Genomic DNA, 21,834 nt, shown 5'->3' with positions numbered 1-21,834 from the left:
ACCGGTTGCTGCAAGGTAAGAAAAGTAGCTTTTGAGTGCTACCTATGGTCAAAATGTAAATAATAGCTTAAAGAGGCAGACGAGAACATCGTTGCAAGTAAGGTGGTACCGCGCAGATTGCGTCCTTACTGGCAGCGGTGTTTTCTTTGTAGAAAGGAATTGAACAATGAAGCAATTAACCAGTGCGCAAATTAGACAGATGTACTTGGACTTCTTTAAGAGTAAGGGCCACGATGTAATGAAGAGTGCCCCCTTAGTTCCTAAGGACGATCCAACCCTCCTTTGGATTAACTCCGGGGTCGCAACCATGAAGAAGTATTTTGATGGCTCGGTTGTGCCTAAGAATCACCGGATTACCAGTTCCCAAAAGTCTATTCGGACTAACGATATTGAAAACGTGGGTCACACTGCCCGCCACCATACCTTATTTGAAATGTTGGGGAACTTCTCCATCGGTGATTACTTCAAGGAAGAAGCAATTACCTGGGCGTGGGAATTATTAACAAGCCCTGACTGGTTTGCAATCGAACCCGAAAAACTGTATATCACTGTTTACCCTAAGGATACTGAGGCTAAGCGGGTTTGGCACGAAGTCGTAGGGGTTGCCAGCGACCACATTTACGAAGCCGAAGATAACTTCTGGGATATTGGGGAAGGCCCATCTGGTCCCGATTCAGAAATTTTCTATGATCGCGGGCAAGAATTTTCCGACTTAGCTGAAGATGACCCTGAAAACTACCCTGGGGGCGAAAACGAACGCTACTTGGAAATTTGGAACATCGTCTTTTCAGAATTTAACCACAAGCCAGATGGAACCTACGAACCACTGCCACATAAAAACATTGATACGGGGATGGGGCTAGAACGGGTTGTGTCTGTTTTCCAACACGCTCGGACTAACTTCGAAACCGACTTGTTCTTACCAATTATTGAAAAGACCGCGGAATTATCTGCCGGCAAGAAGTATGGCCAAGATAAGGAAGCAGACGTGTCCTTCAAGGTTATCGCAGACCATGCGCGGGCCGTTACGTTTGCGATTGGTGACGGGGCCTTACCTTCAAATGAAGGTCGGGGTTACGTTATCCGCCGCTTAATTAGACGGGCGGTTATGCACGGACAAAAATTAGGGATTAAGGGTAGTTTCTTATACCAATTAGTTCCCGTGGTGGGTAAAATTATGGAAGCTGCTTACCCTGAAGTTTTACAAGAAGCCGACTACATTGAAAAAGTTATCAAACTAGAAGAAGAACGGTTCCAAGTAACCTTAAAAGACGGGATGAATCTTTTAGATGATTTGATTGCTAAGGTTAAAGCAGAACAAGGGACTGTTTTACCTGGTAAGCCTGCCTTCAAGCTCTATGATACCTATGGTTTCCCATTAGAATTGACGGAAGAATACGCAGCTGATGCGGGGTTAACGGTTGCTAAGGCCGAATTTGACCAAGAAATGGCCGAGCAAAAGGAACGGGCTCGAAACGCACGGTCCAACGCTAAGTCAATGGGAGTTCAAAATGCCCTCTTAACAGATATTAAGACTGAATCGAAGTACGTAGGTTACGAACAGCTCACTGCTAACGGGGTCTTAAAGGATATCATTGTTGCCGACCAGTTGGTTGACCAAGTTACAACTGGCAAGGCCCAAGTAATTTTTGATCAAACGCCATTTTACGCAGAAATGGGGGGGCAAGTAGCTGACCAAGGTGTGATTGAAGACAAAGCTGGGCAAGTAGTTGCCAAGGTGGTTGACGTGCAACACGCGCCTAATGGGCAAAATATGCACACACTGGAAGTCTTACAACCAATGCAAGTCGAAACCAGCTACCGCTTAGTGGTTGACCAAACCTTCCACGATAAGGTTAAAAAGAACCATACGGCGACCCACTTATTAGACCAAGCCTTGCGTGACGTTTTAGGTGAACATACACACCAAGCAGGTTCTTTGGTTGAACCTACTTACCTACGTTTTGACTTCACTAACCTTGGGGCTGTTACCGCCGAAGATTTAGCTAAGGTTGAAGCCATCGTTAACGACAAGATTTGGGCTAACCTTAAGGTTGAAACAATCGTGACTGACTTAGAAAGTGCTAAGAAGATGGGCGCGATTGCCCTCTTCGATGATAAGTACGGTGAAAAAGTCCGGGTTGTAAAAGCGGGCGACTACTCCATGGAATTTTGTGGGGGGAACCACGTTGCTAATACCAATGAAATTGGCCTCTTCAAGATTGTCTCTGAATCAGGGGTCGGGGCTGGTGTGCGCCGGATTGAAGCCGTAACTTCACGTGAAGCCTTTGAATTCCTAGCTAACCGGGACCGCCTCTTACAAGAAACTGCGGCGGAATTGAAGATTGTGCAAGTTAAAGATGTACCCGCTAAGGTTAAGCAAGTGCAAGCTAACCTAAAGGAACTTGAACAACAAAAGCAAGCCTTGGAAGCTAAGTTTGCTAGCCAACAAGCACAAAGTGTCTTTGAAAAGGTACAAACAATCAACGGCAAGACCTTGATTGCCGGGCAAGTTCAAGTTGCCGGGATGAACCAATTACGCCAGTTGGCAGACCAATGGAAGGCTAAACAACTTTCCGACGTATTAGTTTTAGCAACAGCAACTGCTGAGGGTAAGGTTAACTTAATTACCGCCGTTTGCCCAGACCAAGTTAAGGCTGGCTTAAAGGCCGGTGACTTAATCAAGGCAATCGCGCCACTTGTTGGTGGTGGCGGTGGGGGTCGTCCTGATATGGCCCAAGCCGGTGGTAAGAAACCTGAAGGAATTCAAGCTGCCTTAAGTCAAGCTGCTAAGTGGTTAGAAACGAAATAATTAACAAACACCGAATCGTCACTGGTTCGGTGTTTTTATATAATAGACTAGATTATTAGTGATTAACTTTAGTGGCTAGATAACATGAAGTTTATATATAACAATTAGATTACGAATAAATTACATTGAGGTGTTTTAATTGTTACTAAGGCCCGGCTCGGGTACAATAAGGTGAAGGAAACTATAATTTGGGGGTGCTTAGTATGAGTTCGTTAGATAAAACAATGTACTTTGACTTTGGCAACAGCCGTCAAAAAGACGTTAAAGAAACGTTAGCGACTGTTTACAATGCTTTAGAAGAAAAGGGGTACAATCCAATTAATCAAATTGTCGGTTACCTCTTATCAGGTGACCCAGCTTATATTCCCCGCCTCAACGATGCACGTAATTTAATTAGAAAGTATGAACGAGATGAAATTATCGAAGAATTAGTTCGTTCCTACCTAGATAAGGAGGAGAAGTAGTGGGACGATTAATGGGCTTAGATGTTGGCTCTAAAACTGTGGGGGTGGCCGTCAGCGACCTGTTGGGCTGGACTGCTCAGGGAGTCGAAATTATCCCCATCGATGAAGAGGCCGGGGTGTTTGGCTTAGACCGGGTGCAAGAGTTAGTGGCAGAACATGAAGTGGTTGGCTTTGTGTTAGGCCTGCCTAAAAATATGAATAACACCTTAGGACCCCGGGCAGAGGCGGCCCAAGCTTACGGCCAAATGTTGGCGACCAAGTTTAACTTGCCAATTGATTTTCAAGACGAGCGTCTGACGACGGTGGAAGCCGAGCGGATGTTGGTGGAACAAGCGGATGCGTCAAGGAAAAAGCGCAAGCAGGTAATTGATAAATTGGCCGCTAGTTTGATTTTGCAAAATTATTTAGACGCTAAGGGCAAGTTGCTCAGCGAAATTTAGAAAAGAGGTAGTAACATGGCAGCAGATGCAAACAACCAAGAAGAATTAATCACGCTAGTAGATGATCAAGGAAATGAAACTTTATACCAGGTATTATTTACCTTTGAATCAGAAGACTATGGAAAATCTTACATCTTGCTTGTTCCTGCAGGGTCAGAACCAGAAGAACAAGTAGATGTCTTAGCCTTTGCCTTCAACCCAGATGAAAATGGCGATGCTAAGGACGCAGAGTTATTTGATATCGAAAGTGACGAAGAATGGGACATGGTTGAAGGAGTTTTAGACACCTTCTTAAATGACGAAAATATGCGCTAAGTAAGTGGTTAGAGAGTAGGATAGGAGTGTGTATCCCGTTAGCGGGGTACATGCTTTTTTTATAGCGGGTTTTTGGGATAAAATCATCGTGAAAGTTCGGCTGCTATGTTAGAATAGAAGACAGTTAGCATAATTAAAGGTGGTTCTAAAATGAGCGAACAAGTTCGACGCTTTAAAGTAGAAATTGATGGACAAACATACACGGTGATTGGTAAACATAGTCCAGAACATATGAAGGCGGTAGTTGACACCGTTGAAGAACAATTAAATCAGATTAAAGAAATGATGCCGTCTTTATCTAAGGAAAAAGCGGCCATTTTAATTGCCTTAAATGCGGTTTCTGACCAATTAGAAAAACAAGCGCAGTTAAACCAACTGAATGATAAGTTACCTAAATAAATATAAGGTGAAAGTATGATTCTCTCGTTAATAATAGTAATCTTATTAATCCTGGCCTTTCGTTATGGCTTAAGGCGGGGCTTGGTGTTGGCAATGCTAAACTTCGTTGCCTACGCAATGGTTCTAGCCTTGTCGTTACTACTAGCGGGTGGTTTGGGAGATTTTTTAACAACCTTGTTGCCTAGTTTAAATAGCGAATCGACTAGCTTTTTAGTTTGGTCAAACGTTAACCTCAGCCAGGTCTTTTACCGCATTTTAGCCTTTTGGATAATAGCTATCAGTTTAGGCTTAGTTTTCCGCTTTGGGACAGGCTTAATTGCTGGTGTTTTCAAATTGCCGGTATTATCCCAGCTAAACTCGCTTTTAGGCGGAGGGGTGGCTTGTTTAATTATGTACGGGCTAATCTTTTTTGGCTTAGTTTTATTAGCAACTTGGCCGAACCAAGATATTAACGCCCTGGTAAGTAATTCGACTTTAGCAGAATTTATCTTAGAACAAACACCGCTTTTTTCACAGGAGTTGCTTAGTTTTTTAGTTAGATAGCCAAGAGTAAGTTAGTTTTTGTAGAAAGGACATGAGCAGTGAACGCAAAAGGAATTCAAACACTTGAATACGATAAAATCAAACACCGGTTAGCCACCTATGTCCAAACGGAAATGGGCCAAAAGCTAGTAGCCCAACTGCAACCAAGTAGCAATATCGACGAAGTTAATCATTGGCTGGCGCAAACTAGTGACGGCGCCGACGTATTCCGCTTAAAGGGCGGGATTCCCTTAGCTACTTTGGTTAACATCAAACCTTACTTGAAACGACTAGAAATTGAAGCTAGTCTAAATGCTAAGGAATTGGCTGCAGTTGGCAAGGTTTTGCGTGCGACTAGTGAGGTGAAAAGCTTCTTACGGCAACTGGCAAGTGAAGAATTAAAGCTAGAACAGCTGTATCAGTTGGGAGACCAGTTAGAGACGCTGCCAGCTGTAAGCAAGGAGCTACTAGTTGCGATTGAAGGTGACGGGCACGTTACCGATGAGGCTTCCCCCTTATTGAAGAGTTTGCGCCAACAGATTTCGGTGACAGAAAGCACGATTCGGGAGAAACTGGCGGACTATACCCAGGGGAAAGCTGCTAAGTACCTGTCTAACGCGGTGGTTACGATTAGAAATGACCGCTACGTTATTCCGGTTAAGGCCGAGTACCGGGGCCAGTTTGGCGGGGTTGTTCATGACCAAAGTTCTTCGGGGGCAACCTTATTTGTTGAGCCCCAAGTAATTGTCACGCTAAACAACCGGCTTAAGCAACAACAGGCGGCAGAAAAAGAGGAAATTAGGCGCATCTTAAGGGAGCTTAGTCAAAAGTTGGCTCCCTACACTAAGGAATTAGCCCAAAATGCCCAACTTTTAGGCCAATTGGACTTTATTAACGCTAAGGCGCGGTATGCCCACGACTTAAAGGCCACCTTACCCTTGGTTTCTAGTGCAAACGACGTTTACTTGCGCCAAGTTTGGCATCCGCTCTTAGACCAAAAAACTGCCGTCCGAAACGATATTGCAATTGGTAAGGACTACCAGGCAATTGTGATTACCGGGCCTAATACCGGTGGGAAAACAATTACCCTAAAAACTTTAGGCCTGGTCCAATTGATGGGGCAGTCAGGTTTATTTATCCCTGCCTTTGAAGAATCACGGATTGGGGTCTTTTCTAATATCTTTGCTGATATCGGGGATGAACAGTCAATCGAACAAAGTTTAAGTACCTTTTCTTCCCATATGACTAACATCGTTGAAATCTTAGCTAATTTAGATGAACGTAGTTTAGTCCTCTTCGATGAACTAGGGGCTGGGACGGATCCACAAGAAGGGGCTGCACTAGCCATTTCAATCTTAGACGCTGTGGGTGCTAAGGGGGCTTACGTCGTGGCAACGACCCACTATCCTGAACTTAAAGCTTACGGGTATGAGCGGCCGGAAACAATCAACGCCTCGATGGAATTTGATGAAAAGACCTTAAAACCAACTTACCGCTTGCTAATCGGAATTCCTGGGCGTAGTAACGCCTTAGATATTTCCTTGCGCCTGGGTTTAGATCCAAGTATCGTTACAGCTGCCAAGCAATTAACTAGTCAAGATAGTCAGGACCTAAACCAAATGATTGCCGACTTAGTAAGTAAGCGGCATGATGCTGAGGAAAATGCTATCGAGTTTAAGCAGAAATTACGGGCGGCTAAAAAGCTGCACCAAGAGTTGAGCAGTAACTTTGAAGCTTACCTTAAGCAAAAAGAACACCTTTTAGAAACGGCCAAAAAAGAGGCTAATGAGATTGTAGCGCAAGCCCAAGTTAAGGCCGACGAGATCATTAGTGACCTAAGGCAGTTACGTTTAGCAGGCGGGCAAAATATTAAAGAAAATGAGTTGATGGACGCCAAGGGGCAGCTAAACGCCTTAGAGCAACCATTGCATTTACAAAAAAATAAGGTCTTACGGCGGGCTAAGGCTAAAAAGGACTTCCACCCTAATGATGACGTCTTAGTTAAATCATACGGGCAACGCGGAGTCTTATTAGCTAAGGTGGGTAACCATGCCTGGGAAGTTCAGCTAGGCATCTTGAAGATGAAAATCGACGAGGCTGATTTGGAAAAAATCACCGCCGCCCAAGCTGAGCCTAAGCAAAAAAATGTGGTGGTACGCTCAAGTAAAACAAGCCACGTTTCGCCTAATTTAGATTTACGGGGCAAGCGCTATGAAGAAGCAATGACCGAAGTTGACCGCTATATCGACGCCGTGCTTTTAGCAGGATATGGGTCGGTAACGATTGTACACGGTAAAGGAACAGGGGCCTTGCGCCAGGGAATTACTTCTTACCTCCAGGCCAATTCAGCGGTTAAACGTTTTGAGTTTGCTCCTCCGAATGCGGGTGGCAACGGGGCAACCATCGTTTATTTTAAGTAGTGAGCAAGAAACTTGCTTTCTTGGTAATTCATGATATGATTTACTTACAAAAAGTAATTGGAGGAAATGATAATGGTTAAAGCATTAACAGACGCAACTTTTGAAGAAGCAACTGCAAACGGGGTAACATTGACAGACTTTTGGGCAACTTGGTGTGGTCCTTGCCGGATGCAATCACCTGTGATTGAACAACTCGATCAAGAAATGGGTGACAAGGTCGCCTTTAACAAGGTTGATGTGGACGAAAACCAAGCTACCGCGGCTAAGTTTGGGATTATGAGTATCCCTACACTCCTAATTAAGAAGGATGGCCAAGTGGTTGATACTTTGGTTGGGTATCATCCTAAAGAAGCGATTGAAGCTAAATTAAACCAATACCTTTAAAAGGTGAACTATAATTATAAGCCTAGCTTTTCTTTTTGGGGAAAAGCTAGGCTTTTTTTAGGTTTAACTTAAGAGTAATATCATTTTTTTAATATTCTCATAAGATTTTGATAAATGGACTTTTATGAAAGTGCTATAATTAAAGTGTAGACAACTGTCTCAAAATTCCGATTTATGGGGGGATTATTATGCTAACACAAGCAAAAGAAGCTAAGAAGATTGCTTGGTGGACCCTAGCTCTAATGGCCTTTTCGACCGTTTGGGGTTTCGGTAATGTAGTTAACGGCTACATTTATTTTTGAGGCACCAAGGTCATCTTTTCTTGGGTGTTGATGTTTCTACTTTACTTTGTACCTTACGCTTTGATGGTAGGGGAACTAGGGGCTGTTTTTAAGGAGTCAGAGGGGGGCGTTTCCTCATGGGTTGACGCAACCATGGGCCCCAAGATAGCCTATTATGCTGGTTGGACTTACTGGGCCTGCCATGTCGCTTACATTTCTAGTAAAGGGACAGGGGGCTTAAGAGCCTTAGCCTGGGCTGTATTTCAAAGTGTTGATAAATTTGATGCTATGAACACCATGTTGGTTCAAGGTGTGACCTTTATCCTATTCGTCTTTTTCTGCTGGTTAGCCAGTCGGGGCTTGTCCGTTTTGAAATTACTAGCAACGATTGCGGGGAGTACCATGTTTATCATGTCCATCCTCTATATCTTATTAATGTTAGCCGCCCCAGTGCTTAACCCACATGCCAATCTTTTGAGCGTAGATCTGAGCTTTAAGCACCTCTTACCTAGTTTTAATGTCAATTATTTCACTTCATTATCAATCTTACACTTCATTATCAATCTTAGTTTTTGCGGTGGGAGGTTGCGAGAAAATCTCGCCTTACGTTAATAAAATGAAACACCCTAGCAAGGATTTTCCTAAGGGCATGATTGCCTTGGCCATTATGGTGATGGTATGTGCCATTTTGGGTACGATTGCTATGGGGATGATGTTTAACCCTAAAGAAATTGACGCTAACCTTGATAGCTATGTTTCTAACGGGGCTTACTGGGCCTTCCAAAAGTTAGGTAATTATTATCACCTGGGAAATAGTTTGATGGTAATTTACGCCTGGACAAACGTAATCGGTCAATTCTCAACCTTAATTTTGAGTATTGATGCTCCGTTGCGGATGCTATTGGGGAGTAAAGAGGCTAAGGAATTTATCCCTACCAAACTTTTGAAGCAAATAAGTATGGGGCTTACACTAATGGTATCTGGATGGTTGGTATCCTGTCTGGAGCAATTATCTTGGTTCAATCAGTTGTTCCAGGGGCCACCAAGGTTTTGACCCAGTTAGTTAAGCTTAACGCGACCACCATGCCCCTGCGGTATCTTTGGGTTTTTGCTGCTTACATTGCCTTAAGAATGCATAAGAAACATTTCCAAGTAAGCTATCAGTTTGTTAAAAATGATAAGCTGGCCATCTTTTTTGGAGCTTGGTGTTTCTTGGTAACAGCCTTGTGTTGTTTGCTGGGGATCTACTCACCAGATCCATTTACACTTGCCTTAAATATTTTAACACCCGTTATTTTAACCGCTTTGGGAATTATTTTACCAATTATTAAGCAGCACGAAAAAAATAGCTAAAAATAAGGACGTAGCTTAGCCAAACAAAAGTTTGATTAGGCTACGTCCTATTTATATTTATGATTTTATTCCGTTGCCTCTTTTTTTGGCGTGACTAACTCTAAGGTTTCTGGTTGTTCATACAGTTCAAAGTCTAGCGGATCTTTAGTATCAACTTGGACAATAATGGTAACAATCCCTTTTTTAATGTTAACGGAATCCACTAAGGCTTCGGCCATGAACCCGCTTTGGTTTTGGACTGTTTCAGCTAAAAAGCCACACTCGAGTTTGAAATCGGCTTGGTCGTTTAATTTAAGGCGGGTTGCGACCATTTCGCCTGTGAGGGTGAAAACTTGTTGGTTGGCCTTGCCCTTAATTCGTTTTAGGGTGCCCCAATTAGTTTGTTCAAAGAAAAGGGGTAGGTCTTCATCCTTGGCCAAGGCAAATTGGCGGGCCAAACGTTTACCAACCCAGTATAAGATGCCGGTTGCTTCTCCGGTCAATTCAGGAATAAGGGCATCACGCAAAATGGTAACCGCTAATGTAGAATTGGTTTGGTTAGCTGCCATTGAAGTTTTGTAAAAATTATTAGTCATGAAAAATCCTCCCAAAATAGCTAGTCTCATTATAACCCATTCTTTTTAAGAGCAGGCTAAATTTAAGTAAGAAATTAAATTTTAGCTAGGGTTAATTGAAAAAGCTAAGGACTAATGGCATAATAAAGAAAAGTTGAGACCGCTAACAAGATAGCGAAGAACGTTTGTTTTGATTTAACTTAAAAAAAGTGTTACGATTTTAATTGAGATTAAAATAATTATTTGGCTTAGTAGGTGAGAGATGTGAATGAGAACACAATATTAATTGCGACTAACAACCCCGGTAAGGCTCGTGAGTACGCGGAATTATTCGGGGCGTATGGACTAGAGGTTAAAACTTTAAAGGATTTTACCGAGATTCCCGCAATTGTCGAAGACGGCAAAACCTTTACCGAAAATGCACGTAAAAAGGCCCAGACGTTAAGTGATGCTTTGGGGGTGGCCGTACTTGCGGATGACTCTGGCTTGGTGGTCGATGCCTTAAATGGTGAACCTGGGATTTATTCGGCTCGCTATGCCGGCGACCACGATGATGCGGCTAATAACCGCAAGTTATTGGCCAATTTAAAGGGACTTCCAGCCGAAAAACGGACAGCCCACTTCCACTGTTCCATCGTAGTGACACGTCCTGGTAAGGAAGAATTAGTAGCTAGCGGTGATGCTAACGGCCTGATTTTAGAAGAGGCTAAGGGGGCAGGGGGCTTTGGCTATGACCCCTTATTTTACTATCCACCTTTGAAAAAGACCTTTGCTGAATTGAGCCAAAGTGAGAAAAATGAAGTTAGTCACCGGGGAATTGCGACTAGAGCCTTAATGAAAAAATTTGCTAATTGGTGGGAGGAATAGGAATGCGTTATTTAGTAGTAAGCGATAATCACGGTGACCGTGAGATTTTAGTTAAGTTACTTGATAAATATCATGCCAATGTTGATTATTTCTTTCACTGTGGTGATTCGGAACTGCGGGCTGATGATGAGTTGTTTGATGTTTACCAAGTTGTCGGGGGTAATTGCGACTACAATCCAGCCTTCCCTGAAAAACAACTGTTTGAGATGGGGGCAAGTGGTGATAAGGTGTTGTTAATTCACGGTCACACTAAGGGTGTGGGTTACGGAATGACTGATTTACAACTGGCTGCTAAAGAGGAGGGAGCTAACTTGGTCTTTTTTGGTCATACCCACCAACTGGGCTGTGTTTACCATGACCAGACCTTATTTTTAAACCCCGGCAGTATTAGTTTTCCGCGGGGGGAATTTGCCTCCTTTGACGGAACTTATGCAGTGGTTGAAAGTGATGAAAAGCAGTTAATCGTTCAGTATTACCAACGTGACTTTGAACCAATCTCCAAGTTGCGGTTTGTCTATTCCCGCTAGCCAATTTTTAACGTTGACAAAATTTAAAACGGGCGTATAATATTAAGAGTGTTAAGTGATTGCCCGTTGGTCAAATTGGTTAAGACGTCGCCCTCTCAAGGCGGAGTTGCGGGTTCGATCCCCGTACGGGTGATAGATGGTAAAGGAGGCTCTTAGTAGTCTCCTTTTTGAATTTTGACCAACTTTTCTTGAAATTTGGCTTGCTTATTGTGGCTAAACTGGTATAATTTTGTAGTTAGATAATACTGTTAACTTATTAATAGATTAGAAAACTATCAGAAGGAGGAATTAACATGCTTAGAAAAACTAAGAATTTTTTGAAGGCTCACGGTGTTGCGTATGAAAAAGAGCACGTTAATCCGTTGATGGTGCCTGAAAAAAATTATGTTCTTAAGTTTGAAAAAAATGATAAGGGTGATTACCAAAATCGCTTTATTGTAGAACATACTTACACATGGACGGGACGCATGAAGATTAATAAAATTACTTTGCGTCTCCATGGTCAGGTTCACCCCCGCGAGTTTAAAACGGAATCTGACTTATTACGTTATCTGAAGAAGCATGCCCACCAGTATGCTGCGGATGTTAAAAAGCAACATCATAAAAAGAAGCACTAGTTCTTAGTGAAAAGCCCCTAACCAACTTCAATTGAAATTGGTTAGGGGCTTTTTTGCTAATCGATAATGACTTTTTGACGCCACTGGCCTTTGCGCCAACGGTGAATCATCAAGCAAGCGCGCAAGGATTCGTCAATAGTGTAGGCTAACCAAACACCGACTAAACCGAGTTTGAGCCCGATTGCGAGTAGGTAAGAGAAAGGCAAGGAGATTAGCCAAAGGACGGTCAAACTACAAATCAGGGGGAATTTGACGTCACCACTGGCATTAAGGGAGCCAACCAGGGTCATATTAACCGCCCGGGCAGCTTCCAGCAAGATTTCTACTAAAAAGACCCACCGCGCCAAGCTGATAATGGCTGGATTATGAGTGAAAATGTGCATGATAGGCTCAATGAAGCAAAAGGTTGCTAGGCAGATGGAAGTAGAAATTAAAACATTCTGCCAGGTTGAACGCAGTCCGCGCTGGTAGGCTTGGCTAAAGTTTTTAGCCCCAACATTGCGGCCGATAATAATTTGATTTCCTTGACTCAAAGCGGCAGCGGTTAAGAAAACAAACTGGGTGATAGAAGCAACGTAAGACTTAGTGATTAAGACGTTGGCTCCCAGCGACGCCACAATCATGGTCACCACCACTTGGGCCCCTTGGTAAGAAACTGACTCGCCTGATGAGGGCAGCCCTAGTTTGAGGATTTGTTTTAGCATTTTAGCCGAAATCAAATGTGGCCGGGCGGATAGGAGGTCAAAGTGGATATACTTTTTTAAAAGCTGGGAGGCTAAGCCAAAGGCAATAAGATTCCCTAACAAAGCAGAGCAAGCTAGGCCCCTAACCCCCAGGTTGGGAAGGCCGAAGGGAGAAAAGAGGGCCACAAAGTTACCGCAAACGGTAAAGAGGCTCGCTGCCATTGGAATAATTAGAGCCTGCCTAGTATAGCCGTGCGTCCTTAGGGTGGCAATCATTACCGCATTGAGCGCTGCAATAAAGAGCCCCCCTCCGTAAATGCGGGCATAGTCCGTTCCGAGGCTAATAATATTAGGGGGTAGGTTCATAAAGGCTAATAACTGTTTGGGAAAACTAAAGAACAGCAGGCTTAAGGCTAAGCCAATGCCTAAACCACCAAACAAGGCGGTATTAATAATTGTAGGTAGCTCCTTGTTGCGGTTGGCTCCTAAAAATTGGGCGATAGTAATTTGGGCGCCAATCGTAATAAAACCGTAGATATTAACAGAGAGCCCGATTAACTGGTTGGTAGCGCTAATACTAGCGACGGCTAGTTCATTAAAGTGGGAAATCATCCATACATTGATATTGCCAATAATTACTCCCATTAGTAATTCAACAAAAATAGGCCAACTAAGGAAGAGTAGTTCACGATCAGAAGTTGGCAAATTAGCTTTGTGAGGCAAATTAACCGCTCCTTTCAAAAAGTAAGGATATTTAGTCTTACTATAGCATGCTTCAGAATTAATTCTAAGCAAAGGCTTTCATTTTAGCTAATTCTGATACGCGTAACATTTTACATGGGAATGATTTTAGTTCCGTGAACTTCATTAACTCCTAGGCTAGTGGCGATTTTAGTGGCGTTGGCATAAGTAATTTGCCCACCGGGCAGAATTGTAATCCTACCTTTAGCGTAGGCAATAAGTTCTTTAAGGTGGGGCAAAGTCTGACTTAGGGGCTGCTTAGCATCTCCGCCGTGAGTCAGAATCCTAGTAACACGGTGGTCGGCAAGCCAGTCTAGGGCTGCAAATTGTTTGTCCTGGGGAATTAAATCAAATGCCATGTGAAAGGTAATTTCTAGTCCATCAGCTAGGTTAATTAATTCAAGTAAGGCCGGCTTATCCAGACAATTATTGGCATCAAGGCAGCCAAAGACAAGCCCACTCGTTTTTAGCTCCTTAGCTAAGAGCAGGTCAGTTTTCATGATGGCTAATTCTGTGTTAGTATAATGAAAATTTCCCTTACGGGGACGAATCATGGTCATAACTGGAATTTGACGTGCTTTACAGTAGGCGACACTGGCCTGGATAACGCCTTTACTAGGGGTCGTGCCCCCAACTGCCAAGTTATCGCACAGTTCAATGCGGTTGGCCCCATTTGTAATTGCCGTAGGAATATCTAAATAGTTTTCCGCACAAAATTCTTTAATCATCAAATCACCTCTGAAAGCCATGTTAACAAAGTTGGTTAGAGAATACTAGCTGGAAATAAAGGGCTTTTTGTAAAAAAGGCTTTGACAAGTGGCAAATTTGTGTTATTATGTGCATATCTTATAAATTACTAATTAGACTTTAATCTAGGTGTCAGAAAGCCAGTGGGTGATGCGAACTGGTCAGGATTAAATGTTCGAAATACAGATAAGTTCGGCTAGTAGGACCGTTATCACCTCTGAAAGTGGAGCGTAAGTTCAAGATGGGTGGTACCACGGTTTTTAATCGTCCCAGTTAGAGATTTTTTCTAACTGGGACTTTTTTTATTAGCAAAGGAGGAAGCTTATGACTTGTGGGGGACTAATCCGATATTAAGTTACAAGTGGAACTTTTTACTTGGATAACTTAATGGAGGTCATACATATGAAAAAATTTTCGCTAAAAGAATCAGTTGTAATGTTAATTATTTTGTTGGTAATCTTAGCTGGTGGGGTTCAACAGGGCCTCTCACCAGAAACACCGGTTTTAACGGTAATTGCCTTATTAATTTTGGTAGCTAAAATCCACGGTGCTACCTGGGAGAAGATTCATAATGGAATTAAAGACGGGATTAGCACCGCATTAATTCCGATTTTTATCTTTATCTTAATTGGGGGTTTGATTGCGGTTTGGATTAAAGCTGGGATTATTCCCGCCTTAATGGTAGTAGGCTTTAAATTGATTAGCATTAAATTCTTTGTGCCGTCTGTCTTTTTAGTTTGCGCTTTAGTAGGGGTCTCGATTGGGAGTGCCTTCACCACCATTTCCACAATCGGAATTGCTCTTTTTGGAATGGGGATTACGATGAATATCAATCCGGCCTTGGTGGCAGGGGCGATTTTGTCCGGGGCTATCTTTGGTGATAAAACCTCACCCCTATCGGATTCGACTAACCTAGCGTCAGCAATTGCGGGCACGGACTTATTTGCCCATATTAAGAATTTGATGTGGACAACCATCCCGGCCTTCTTGGTTTCGTTACTGGTCTTTATCTTAATTGGGCGGGGCAAGACTGCTCCTGACTTTACTAAGATTGAAACAACGGTTAGGGTGTTGGAAAGTCATTTTAGTATTTCCTGGTTAGCTGCTTTGCCGGTAGTATTAATGTTTGTCTGTGCTTGGTTTAAGATTCCTGCCATTCCAACTTTGTTTATCAATATTTTTGTTTCAACTGGAATTATTTTTCTCCACCAACCGCACGTAGCTTTAACTGAATTGGCAACGCTAATGGAACAAGGCTTTGTCTCTCAAACCCATAATAAGGCGGTTGACGCCCTCTTAACCCGGGGAGGAATTGCCAACATGATGGGGACTGTTTCTTTGATTGTGACTACCCTAGCATTGGGGGGCTTATTAATGGAATTAGGTATTATTCAAACGGCGATGGAACCTCTTATCAAACGCTTAAAGAAACCGGGCAACCTGGTGTTAGCAACGATTTTATCAGGAATTGGGGTTAACCTCTTTGTTGGTGAGCAATACTTATCAGTCATCTTACCTGGGCGGGCCTTTAAAGATGCATTTGGGCGGGTAAAGCTTGCTCCCCTAGCTTTAGGTCGGGTGTTAGAAGATGGTGGTAGCGTAATTAACTACTTAATTCCTTGGGGGGTAGCCGGCTCCTTTGCGGCTTCCACTTTAGGCGTGCCCGTCTTAGAATTTCTACCGTTTGTTATCTTTGCTTGGATGTCGCCAATCCTATCGGTTTTGAGTGGTTTTACAGGTATCGGTTTAAAAATGCAAAAGTAGCTAGACTTAGCTTGAGTTTGACCAGTAGTTGGTTGGACTCAGGCTTTTTTTATTGTACTAACTGTAGCTAAAAAAGATTTATTAAGGGCTTATTTATAACTAGTTTAAGAATTTAGGCTATAATTGTTATCAAAAGTAATAAATATTGGAGTTAGATTGTAAATGGAAAGTTTAGATTTAATCAAGCAAAAGCCACCTAAGAGTTGGTGGACGCCGATTCTAGTAATGGTTTTGACGTTTGTATTAGCAGGGGGATTAGGGACCGGCCTGTTAATGTGGGGCTTTAGTTTAATTAGTGGCCAAGCTGCTTTTGATGAAAAAACTGCCAGTGGGGCCTTGGCAGCCCTATTTGGTTTTTTGTTCCCGTTATTAGGAATCATCATGTACAACCGCTTGGTCAATAAACGTTCCCTTAGGGCCTTAGGATTTGCAAGGGAGAAGTGGCTACTAACTTATGTCAAGGGCTTTGCTTTGGGGACAGCTTGTTTATTAGCAATAGTATTGGTGGCTACTTTATTTGGTGGGTTTAAATTAAGCGTCACACCCCAGCCTGATTGGCTCTTGCTCTTAGGGCTACTGGCGGGCTTTATGATCCAGGGCTTAACTGAAGAAGTGTTGTGTCGTGCCTACTTACAAAATAGTGTGGCGGCCTATAAGGGGCAAAAGTGGGGGATAATAGTCAGCGCCTTGCTCTTTACCTTACTGCATGCTAGCAATAATGGGTTGGGCCTTTTACCGATCCTTAACCTGTTTTTATTTGGATTAGTCTTTAGTTTGCTTTATGCCTTAACTGATAATATTTTGTTGGTTGGAGCCACTCACAGTGCGTGGAACTTTATGCAGGGTCCGGTAATGGGGGTTAAGGTTAGTGGCAATCAATTTGCAACTAGTGTTTTAAATGCCGAAGCTACAAACCGGTTAAACCTCGTTAGTGGTGGGGCATTTGGGATTGAAGGTAGTATTTTAACGACGATAGTAGGATTAATTTTAATTACCTGGCTTTTTAAAACTTTAGAAAGAAAGTGAGTTTATGTGTACAGCAATTACTTTTACAGGAACGAGCAACTATTTTGGTCGTAACTTGGATTTAAATTACTCTTATGGTGAACAGGTGGTAATCACGCCCCAAAATTATGAATTTAACTGGCGGCAACTCCCTAGTGTGAAGACACACCTAGCCTTAATTGGGGTGGGAATTGTAGTAGCTGATTATCCACTTTATTTTGATGCCATTAACGAGGCGGGACTAGGGATGGCAGGCTTAAATTTCCCGGGAAATGCTTATTATGGCAAAGTAACAGTTGGTAAAAACAATGTCAGTCCCTTTGAATTTATCCCCTGGTTGTTAGGGCAAGCCCATAACGTCGGTGAAGCCCGGAAGTTATTAGCCGATTTAAACCTAGTTAAGATTAACTTTAGCGAGCAGTTACCCTTGGCTGATTTACATTGGCTGATTGCTGACAAAGATGAAAGCATCGTGGTAGAGGCAACTAAAACGGGGTTACACATTTATGATAACCCAGTCGGGGTCCTAACCAATAACCCAGCCTTTAATTACCAACTAGAAAACCTAAAAAATTACCGGCAGTTAAATGCGCGGACCACCCCCAACACTTTTGCTTCCAGCTTAGACTTACCGGTAGATGCTACTGGCTTTGGAAGTATTGGCTTACCAGGAGATTTATCCCCTAAGGGGCGCTTTGTTAGGGCTAGTTTTGCTAAGCTCAACGCTTTAAAAGGGACAGATCCCCTTAGCGATGTTAACCAGTTCTTCCAAATTTTAGCAACGGTTAAGCAGGTAAAGGGGCTTAACTGGGCAGACGAACACAGTTGTGAATATACGGTCTACTCAGATTGCTATGACCTGCAAGCGGGGGTATTATATTATCTTACTTACGAGAGCCCACAGCTTCATGCCGCTAAATTACAGGGACAGCAACTAGCAACGAGCCAACTGATTACCTACCCACTAAAAAATCAAGTGGTTGTTGACTGGCAAAACTAAAAAAAAGCCGGAAAGACCGACTGCATGTAAAGGAATAGTAGTATTGCTACTATTCCTTTACAGTATTACACTGTTTAAAGAAAAATAACAGTTATTTGCTTTTTTAGCAACGATCAAAAAAATTGCGGGCACCAAAGACCTAGTGTAGGATTAGATTAGCTAATATTTTATTGAAAGGTTGGTTTTTATGTTAAAAGTTGCTTACATTGGAAACGGCAAGAGCACCAATCGCTATCACCTACCATTTGCCTTGAAGAGTGGCCGGGTTGAGGTGAAGACGATTTTTGCCCGCCATAACAATTCTACTTGGGAACGGTTAGCTAACGTTAACTACACCAATAATCTAGATGATATCTATACTGATGATGAATTGGACTTAGTGGTAGTCGCAACCCCGAGTGCTTTTCACTACCAGTATGCCAAGGAATGCCTAGAACATGGTAAAAATGTCTTAGTAGAAAAGCCCTTTGCACAAACGGTAGCTCAAGCCAAGGAGTTGTTTGAGTTGGCTCAAGCTAAGGGCCTCTTTATCCAGGCCTACCAAAACCGCCGCTTTGACTCTGACTTTTTAACTGTTCAAGCGGTGATTGAAAGTGGCAAGTTAGGTCAACTACTAGAAGTAGAAAATAATTACGATTACTTCAGACCCGAAGTGCCTCAAAGCCAGTCTGAGTTAACCTGGGAGAATAGCTTTCTTTACACCCATGCCTGCCACACGGTAGATCAAATGTTAGCTTACTTTGGCAAGCCTAACCAGGTTAATTATGATGTCCGCCAACTTTTAGGGCGCGGACGGATGAATGACTATTTTGATTTGGACTTGAACTACGATAATCTTAAGGTATCCGTTAGGTCCAGTTACTTTAGGCTCAAGAGCCGGCCTAGTTTCGTTTTAACAGGGACCAAGGGGTGTTTTGTCAAGGTAAGCGAAGATCGGCAGGAACAAGATTTGAAGCACTTTTACTTGCCAACTAAAGCTCACCCTGATTTTGGGCTAGATCGACCTGAGGACTACGGAACCTTGACTTATGTAGACGCTGCCGGTAATTATCATGAAGAAAAGGTCGTCTCAAAGGTAGGCGACTATGGCCGGCTTTATGAAGGAGTTTACCAAAGCTTGGTTAACGGGGCGGAAAAACTGGTTAAGGATGAAGAAACCCTGGCGCAAATCGAGATTCTAGAACGTGGTTTCAAATTATTACGATAAAGACTAAAGCATCTTGCAAACTTTTTTTGCAGGATGCTTTTATTTAACAGTTCTTAATCAATCTGATAGTGTTTGTTAAGGCTTTTTTGCTATAATAAAAGGCGTATCTTTATGCAATCACTTTAAGGAGCGATTTTTTAAAATGAAAAAAGCAGAACGACAAAGGAAAATTGAACAATTAATCAAGCAAAATGTCATTGCGACTCAAGATGAATTAATGCGCCAACTAGAGGCCAATGGAATTAAGGCCACCCAGGCGACAATTTCCCGTGATATTCGGGAGCTCCAGATTATTAAGGAACAAGATTCTAACGGGGTAGTTCGCTATGTGATTTTTAAGGGCAATAATCAAAACGAAGAAGAAAAGTTGATAAAGGCGATTGAAGAAACTGTGGTCGACATTCGGCAAGTTGAGTTTATGAATATTATTCATACCTTACCACGCAATGCCAACGTATTGGCTGCTATTTTAGATGGCCTGTCTCTTCCAGCAGTGGCGGGAACACTAGCCGGCTACGATACGGTCGTTATTATTTCTGGTTCAAAAGATGAGGCCAGTCAGATTAATTCATTGTTTACTAAGCATGTGGCTGAACAATAACAGGTAATAAGAATGGAAGCAAAAACACTTAAGGACAAAATATTAACCGGACTCCAAAAAGTGGCTAGCAGCCTGGGAAGCTTCATTAAAAGAAAGTGGTACAGGTATCAGCTAACGCGGTGGTTAATTGTCATCTTTTTGAGCCTGGCAGTAGTGAGTTCGGCCTACCTAACTTTTATTGCTAAGACGACAGATGTTAAGGGGCTAAAGGCAACCCTCAAGCAGGCGACCCAGATTTATGACGTAGATGGGGATAAGGCGGGGTATTTGTATGCTCAAAAGGGGACTTGGGTTTCTTTAAAGCAAATTTCGCCTAACGTAACTAACGCCGTATTATCCACGGAAGATCGCAATTTTTATAAAGAATACGGTTTTTCCCTTACAGGGATTGGCCGGGCCGGCTTGCTTTATGTTAAAAATAAGCTAACTGGTCAAAGTGGTATTAGCGGTGGGGGAAGTACCATCACCCAGCAGTTAGTAAAAAATGCCTTCCTGAGTCAGGAGCAAACCTTTAGCAGGAAAGCCAAAGAACTATTTTTGGCAGTCCAGGTGGAAAATGATTATAGTAAAAAAGAGATTCTGACCATGTACCTCAATAACGCTTACTTTGGTAATGGAGTTTGGGGGGTACAGGATGCGGCTAAACGCTATTTCAACGTTAACGCCAGTGAGTTGAGTGTTCCGCAAGCGGCTACTTTAGCTGGAATGTTGAAGAGTCCCAGTGCCTATAATCCAGCCGACCATCCGCAAGCGGCCCGGCAAAGAAGAAACGTGGTCTTGGGATTAATGGCCGCAAATGGGAAGCTATCTCAAAGTCAATTAAGCCAATACCAAGCCAGTGCCATGGTGGTTTCTAACGGTTATGACTATGTTTCTGGTTATAAGTACCCTTACTACTTTGATGCGGTCATTGCTGAAGCCATTGATGATTATGGCTTGAGTGAAACAGAGATTATGAACAAGGGTTATAAAATCTACACGAGTTTGGACCAAAATTATCAAACCCAGATACAAACGGCCTTTGCTAACAGTAGCCTCTTTCCATACAATGCTAGCGATGGAACTAAGGCCCAGGGTGCTTCAATTGCGATTAACCCCCAGACTGGTGGGGTAGCTGCCTTAGTAGGGGGTCGAGCTGGCTCACACGTTTTCCGAGGTTATAACCGGGCGACACAACTGAAACGTTCACCGGGCTCAGCTATTAAGCCGCTAGCAGTGTACACGCCGGCCCTGCAAAACGGATATTACTATGACTCGCAAGTTAAGGACACCTTAAAGTCTTACGGGACCAATAAATACACCCCTAAAAATTGGAATGGGGTATACAGTGGGGAATTGCCGCTGTATGAAGCCTTAGCCCTAAGTAAGAATACTTCGGCCGTATGGCTTTTAAATAAAATCGGCATTCAAAAGGGTTATGCCTCCGTTAAAAGATTTGGGATTCCCCTAAGTAAATCAGACAATAACTTGAGTCTAGCTTTAGGGGGAATGAAAGAGGGGGTCTCGCCTTACGAAATGGCCGCCGCCTACACTGCCTTTGCAAATCAAGGGGTCAAGTACCAGCCCCACCTAATTCGTAAAATCGTAGATTCATCTGGCAAAGTTATCGTTGACAATAGTAAGGTGGATTCTAAACGGATAATTTCTAAGAAAATTGCTAACGAAATGACTAGCATGATGATTGATGTTTATAAAATGGGGACGGGGACTAGTGCCAAACCATATGGCTTTACAATTGCGGGTAAGACTGGGTCAACGGAAAGTGCTCAAAGAATAGACGGCGAAGATAATGACCACTGGTATATTGGCTATACCCCCGACGTTGTGGTTGCGACCTGGGTTGGCTTTGACTCGTCTAAGTATTCACTCCAAAATCAAGGCTTAAGAGCTGGGGCAGGCCTATTTAAGACCGAGATGGAAGGCATCCTACCATACACACCGCAGACTAAATTTGATGTGAGCGCCGCTTCAACCATGGTAAACAGTAAAACAGCTAGTTCAAGTTCTAGTGGGCAGGTCTGGTCCAAACTTGAGGACGCCGGTAAAGATATCGGGGCAAAAGCTGCAAGTATTAAAGACAAAGCGGGTAGTTACTTAAAAGGATTATTTGGCTATTAGTGTAAAGGATGGT

At 42.9% G+C, this 21,834-nt stretch carries 20 protein-coding genes, 1 tRNA gene and 1 pseudogene; 19 read left to right on the top strand and 3 right to left on the bottom strand.

The window, feature by feature from the left end:
• Positions 1 to 166: 166 nt before the first annotated feature.
• The 9 genes and pseudogenes from alaS to FC14_RS02990 all read left to right on the top strand — a co-directional run bounded on the left by alaS (position 167) and on the right by FC14_RS02990 (position 9,390).
• Positions 167 to 2,812, top strand: a complete 2,646-nt coding sequence (gene alaS / locus FC14_RS03030; RefSeq protein WP_056976432.1) for an alanine--tRNA ligase — start codon at positions 167 to 169, stop codon at positions 2,810 to 2,812.
• Between the two features lie 203 nt (positions 2,813 to 3,015).
• Positions 3,016 to 3,276 carry an IreB family regulatory phosphoprotein gene (locus FC14_RS03025; protein WP_056976431.1) on the top strand — a complete coding sequence of 87 codons (261 nt, stop codon included), beginning with the start codon at positions 3,016 to 3,018 and terminating at the stop codon, positions 3,274 to 3,276.
• A complete protein-coding gene (ruvX, locus tag FC14_RS03020) occupies positions 3,276 to 3,716 on the top strand; it encodes a Holliday junction resolvase RuvX (RefSeq protein WP_050611115.1) in 441 nt (146 codons plus the stop codon). Before FC14_RS03025 ends, ruvX begins: the two co-directional genes overlap by 1 nt.
• A gap of 15 nt (positions 3,717 to 3,731) precedes the next feature.
• Positions 3,732 to 4,031, top strand: a complete 300-nt coding sequence (locus FC14_RS03015; RefSeq protein ID WP_050611114.1) for a DUF1292 domain-containing protein — start codon at positions 3,732 to 3,734, stop codon at positions 4,029 to 4,031.
• A 150-nt stretch (positions 4,032 to 4,181) separates the two neighbouring features.
• Entirely contained in the window at positions 4,182 to 4,430 is a 249-nt protein-coding gene (locus tag FC14_RS03010) for a cell division protein ZapA (protein WP_056976430.1), read from the top strand.
• 15 nt (positions 4,431 to 4,445) lie between these two features.
• Complete coding sequence (locus tag FC14_RS03005) at positions 4,446 to 4,973, top strand: CvpA family protein (protein ID WP_056976429.1); 528 nt, start codon at positions 4,446 to 4,448, stop codon at positions 4,971 to 4,973.
• A 38-nt stretch (positions 4,974 to 5,011) separates the two neighbouring features.
• Positions 5,012 to 7,372, top strand: a complete 2,361-nt coding sequence (locus FC14_RS03000; protein WP_056976428.1) for an endonuclease MutS2 — start codon at positions 5,012 to 5,014, stop codon at positions 7,370 to 7,372.
• Between the two features lie 72 nt (positions 7,373 to 7,444).
• Positions 7,445 to 7,756 carry a thioredoxin gene (gene trxA / locus FC14_RS02995; RefSeq protein WP_050611110.1) on the top strand — a complete coding sequence of 104 codons (312 nt, stop codon included), beginning with the start codon at positions 7,445 to 7,447 and terminating at the stop codon, positions 7,754 to 7,756.
• A gap of 188 nt (positions 7,757 to 7,944) precedes the next feature.
• A pseudogene (locus FC14_RS02990) lies at positions 7,945 to 9,390 on the top strand (APC family permease).
• Between the two features lie 65 nt (positions 9,391 to 9,455).
• On the opposite strand, the gene FC14_RS02985 reads toward FC14_RS02990, so the two are convergent.
• Entirely contained in the window at positions 9,456 to 9,965 is a 510-nt protein-coding gene (locus tag FC14_RS02985) for a YslB family protein (protein ID WP_056976427.1), read from the bottom strand.
• Positions 9,966 to 10,208: 243 nt separating this feature from the next.
• On the opposite strand from FC14_RS02985, the gene FC14_RS02980 reads away from it, so the two are divergent.
• The 4 genes from FC14_RS02980 to FC14_RS02965 all read left to right on the top strand — a co-directional run bounded on the left by FC14_RS02980 (position 10,209) and on the right by FC14_RS02965 (position 11,955).
• A complete protein-coding gene (locus FC14_RS02980) occupies positions 10,209 to 10,811 on the top strand; it encodes an XTP/dITP diphosphatase (RefSeq protein ID WP_056976426.1) in 603 nt (200 codons plus the stop codon).
• A gap of 2 nt (positions 10,812 to 10,813) precedes the next feature.
• Positions 10,814 to 11,338 (top strand): metallophosphoesterase family protein, encoded by a 525-nt coding sequence (locus tag FC14_RS02975; protein WP_056976425.1) that lies wholly within the window; start codon positions 10,814 to 10,816, stop codon positions 11,336 to 11,338.
• Between the two features lie 60 nt (positions 11,339 to 11,398).
• A tRNA-Glu gene (locus FC14_RS02970) sits at positions 11,399 to 11,471 on the top strand.
• 160 nt (positions 11,472 to 11,631) lie between these two features.
• Positions 11,632 to 11,955: a hypothetical protein gene (locus FC14_RS02965; protein ID WP_056976424.1), complete on the top strand. Its 324-nt coding sequence runs from the start codon at positions 11,632 to 11,634 to the stop codon at positions 11,953 to 11,955.
• Positions 11,956 to 12,011: 56 nt separating this feature from the next.
• On the opposite strand, the gene FC14_RS02960 is transcribed toward FC14_RS02965, so the two are convergent.
• Positions 12,012 to 13,361, bottom strand: a complete 1,350-nt coding sequence (locus tag FC14_RS02960; protein WP_056976423.1) for an MATE family efflux transporter — start codon at positions 13,359 to 13,361, stop codon at positions 12,012 to 12,014.
• 110 nt (positions 13,362 to 13,471) lie between these two features.
• Entirely contained in the window at positions 13,472 to 14,107 is a 636-nt protein-coding gene (locus FC14_RS02955; protein ID WP_056976422.1) for a copper homeostasis protein CutC, read from the bottom strand.
• A gap of 421 nt (positions 14,108 to 14,528) precedes the next feature.
• On the opposite strand from FC14_RS02955, the gene nhaC reads away from it, so the two are divergent.
• The 6 genes from nhaC to FC14_RS02925 all read left to right on the top strand — a co-directional run bounded on the left by nhaC (position 14,529) and on the right by FC14_RS02925 (position 21,821).
• Positions 14,529 to 15,890 (top strand): Na+/H+ antiporter NhaC, encoded by a 1,362-nt coding sequence (gene nhaC / locus FC14_RS02950; RefSeq protein ID WP_056976421.1) that lies wholly within the window; start codon positions 14,529 to 14,531, stop codon positions 15,888 to 15,890.
• Positions 15,891 to 16,052: 162 nt separating this feature from the next.
• Positions 16,053 to 16,916, top strand: a complete 864-nt coding sequence (locus tag FC14_RS02945; RefSeq protein WP_056976420.1) for a CPBP family intramembrane glutamic endopeptidase — start codon at positions 16,053 to 16,055, stop codon at positions 16,914 to 16,916.
• Between the two features lie 4 nt (positions 16,917 to 16,920).
• A complete protein-coding gene (gene bsh, locus FC14_RS02940) occupies positions 16,921 to 17,895 on the top strand; it encodes a choloylglycine hydrolase (RefSeq protein WP_056976419.1) in 975 nt (324 codons plus the stop codon).
• A gap of 187 nt (positions 17,896 to 18,082) precedes the next feature.
• Entirely contained in the window at positions 18,083 to 19,102 is a 1,020-nt protein-coding gene (locus tag FC14_RS02935) for a Gfo/Idh/MocA family oxidoreductase (RefSeq protein WP_056976418.1), read from the top strand.
• 142 nt (positions 19,103 to 19,244) lie between these two features.
• Entirely contained in the window at positions 19,245 to 19,703 is a 459-nt protein-coding gene (locus tag FC14_RS02930) for an arginine repressor (protein WP_056976417.1), read from the top strand.
• Positions 19,704 to 19,715: 12 nt separating this feature from the next.
• Complete coding sequence (locus FC14_RS02925; protein ID WP_056976416.1) at positions 19,716 to 21,821, top strand: PBP1A family penicillin-binding protein; 2,106 nt, start codon at positions 19,716 to 19,718, stop codon at positions 21,819 to 21,821.
• Positions 21,822 to 21,834 lie beyond the last annotated feature (13 nt).

The organism is Ligilactobacillus agilis DSM 20509 (genome assembly GCF_001436215.1).
Taxonomy (GTDB): Bacteria; Bacillota; Bacilli; order Lactobacillales; family Lactobacillaceae; genus Ligilactobacillus; species Ligilactobacillus agilis.
The sequence above is the reverse complement of the archived record's forward strand: the minus strand, read 5'-3'. Positions and strand labels throughout refer to the sequence as shown.

What these genes read in the sequence shown, in the direction of transcription:
- FC14_RS02965 (WP_056976424.1), top strand. Translation starts at nt 11,632, where the DNA reads ATGCTTAGAAAAACTAAGAATTTTTTGAAGGCTCACGGTGTTGCGTAT.
- FC14_RS03025 (WP_056976431.1), top strand. Translation starts at nt 3,016, where the DNA reads ATGAGTTCGTTAGATAAAACAATGTACTTTGACTTTGGCAACAGCCGT.
- FC14_RS02930 (WP_056976417.1), top strand. Translation starts at nt 19,245, where the DNA reads ATGAAAAAAGCAGAACGACAAAGGAAAATTGAACAATTAATCAAGCAA.
- bsh (WP_056976419.1), top strand. Translation starts at nt 16,921, where the DNA reads ATGTGTACAGCAATTACTTTTACAGGAACGAGCAACTATTTTGGTCGT.
- nhaC (WP_056976421.1), top strand. Translation starts at nt 14,529, where the DNA reads ATGAAAAAATTTTCGCTAAAAGAATCAGTTGTAATGTTAATTATTTTG.
- FC14_RS02955 (WP_056976422.1), bottom strand. Translation starts at nt 14,107, where the DNA reads ATGATTAAAGAATTTTGTGCGGAAAACTATTTAGATATTCCTACGGCA.
- FC14_RS02975 (WP_056976425.1), top strand. Translation starts at nt 10,814, where the DNA reads ATGCGTTATTTAGTAGTAAGCGATAATCACGGTGACCGTGAGATTTTA.
- alaS (WP_056976432.1), top strand. Translation starts at nt 167, where the DNA reads ATGAAGCAATTAACCAGTGCGCAAATTAGACAGATGTACTTGGACTTC.
- FC14_RS02935 (WP_056976418.1), top strand. Translation starts at nt 18,083, where the DNA reads ATGTTAAAAGTTGCTTACATTGGAAACGGCAAGAGCACCAATCGCTAT.
- FC14_RS02945 (WP_056976420.1), top strand. Translation starts at nt 16,053, where the DNA reads ATGGAAAGTTTAGATTTAATCAAGCAAAAGCCACCTAAGAGTTGGTGG.
- FC14_RS03005 (WP_056976429.1), top strand. Translation starts at nt 4,446, where the DNA reads ATGATTCTCTCGTTAATAATAGTAATCTTATTAATCCTGGCCTTTCGT.
- FC14_RS02925 (WP_056976416.1), top strand. Translation starts at nt 19,716, where the DNA reads ATGGAAGCAAAAACACTTAAGGACAAAATATTAACCGGACTCCAAAAA.
- trxA (WP_050611110.1), top strand. Translation starts at nt 7,445, where the DNA reads ATGGTTAAAGCATTAACAGACGCAACTTTTGAAGAAGCAACTGCAAAC.
- FC14_RS02985 (WP_056976427.1), bottom strand. Translation starts at nt 9,965, where the DNA reads ATGACTAATAATTTTTACAAAACTTCAATGGCAGCTAACCAAACCAAT.
- FC14_RS03010 (WP_056976430.1), top strand. Translation starts at nt 4,182, where the DNA reads ATGAGCGAACAAGTTCGACGCTTTAAAGTAGAAATTGATGGACAAACA.
- FC14_RS03015 (WP_050611114.1), top strand. Translation starts at nt 3,732, where the DNA reads ATGGCAGCAGATGCAAACAACCAAGAAGAATTAATCACGCTAGTAGAT.